General features: G+C 39.6%; 2 protein-coding genes and 1 pseudogene. 1 reads left to right on the top strand and 2 read right to left on the bottom strand.

The features are described 5' to 3' along the window. The coding region (locus tag L1D55_RS27235; protein WP_239919509.1) for an IS3 family transposase at nucleotides 1–212 on the top strand (212 nt) is incomplete at its 5' end. A 159-nt stretch (nucleotides 213–371) separates the two neighbouring features. On the opposite strand, the gene L1D55_RS27230 is transcribed toward L1D55_RS27235, so the two are convergent. Then, nucleotides 372–1,118 (bottom strand): hypothetical protein, encoded by a 747-nt coding sequence (locus L1D55_RS27230; protein ID WP_239919508.1) that lies wholly within the window; start codon nucleotides 1,116–1,118, stop codon nucleotides 372–374. 51 nt (nucleotides 1,119–1,169) lie between these two features. After that, nucleotides 1,170–1,379, bottom strand: a pseudogene (locus L1D55_RS27225) (IS3 family transposase); the annotation flags it as partial. Nucleotides 1,380–1,390: the final 11 nt, after the last annotated feature.

Below are 1,390 nucleotides of genomic sequence, written 5' to 3'. Positions count from 1 at the left end.
GTAGGAAAGGAAACTGCTGGGACAATGCTTGTGTTGAGAGTTTCTTCCATTCTATGAAAGTGGAAGCGATCCAATATGAGCCGATTATGACGAGAGAGCAGATGCGCCAAACGATCTTCGAGTACATAGAGGTTGATTATAATCGAACGAGAAGGCACAGTGCTCTTGGGTATCTAAGCCCAGTTAACTTTGAACAACAAAATGTCGCTTAATGAAGTGTCCAGTCTGGCTGGAGCAGATCAGTTTTACTCATGGCACTTTTCTAAAAAGTGCCAGCTAGCTCAGTTCTGCCCCAAAGTTTGTTAGACGGATAAAAAAGAGGCTGATAATCAGCCTCTAGTTCTTGGTGCGTACAAGGAAATTATGGTAAATCAGAATTGTTTTCTGCATGTTCGACATGGCCTTAAGTTTAAGCTATCTAATAGATTAGAGCTTATCTGGTTAGGCGATGATATCCGAAAATAAGTAATAACTAAGTCCGCTATCTTGTCTTTGTACTTCTTCCATTCTTTCATTGTATCGTTATCTTTAACGACACCCCACCTGTCAGTTCCATAAGTGAACTTACCGATTTGTTCTTTTATGTCGTCGCTTGAGTTTCTAAAGGTCTCTGCATCCAATAAAACTAACTTTAACTGATCAATAATGTCCTCTTTGGAGGGATTACTAAAAATTAGGTGGCCGCTATTTTTACGAAGCGTAACCTTAGCATCTTCAGCACCATATTCAGACTTTAACTCATTAGGAATAACTAAACTCACCTCAGAGTCACTCACTTCTCCATACAAAATGTTTTCATATATCTTTGTGAGCTCTACTTCTAAACGCTTAACTTTTTCTCGATCTTCTTGATCCCAGGATAGATCTAAAAAATTCTTATTCAGCTCCCGACACTCATGAGACGAGTGATAAGCAGCTCCTGTCAAACTAGTTTCTTTGTATTTAGATAAGGCTTCGACAAGTAACTCACCACCATTATCAAAGAGATCGTTGATCAAGCAGAGTCGACTAAGTTCGAGAGTCGAAAACGTATTCCTCAACTCATTAATTAAAGGAATAATTTCGTCAAGAACGTTGTTTGGCAACGACTGTCTAACTCCACCAGTTATCTTTTTCAAATTAAAGTTAGTTATAAATACTGATCTGCTCCAGCCAGACTGGACACTTCATTAAGCGACATTTTGTTGTTCAAAGTTAACTGGGCTTAGATACCCAAGAGCACTGTGCCTTCTCGTTCGATTATAATCAACCTCTATGTACTCGAAGATCGTTTGGCGCATCTGCTCTCTCGTCATAATCGGCTCATATTGGATCGCTTCCACTTTCATAGAATGGAAGAAACTCTCAACACAAGCATTGTCCCAGCAGTTTCCTTTCCTACCCTACTCAT

Origin of the sequence: Vibrio sp. Isolate22 (genome assembly GCF_022398115.1) — a bacterium.
Classification (GTDB): Bacteria; Pseudomonadota; Gammaproteobacteria; order Enterobacterales; family Vibrionaceae; genus Vibrio.
This window is presented reverse-complemented; position numbering and strand designations above follow the sequence as displayed.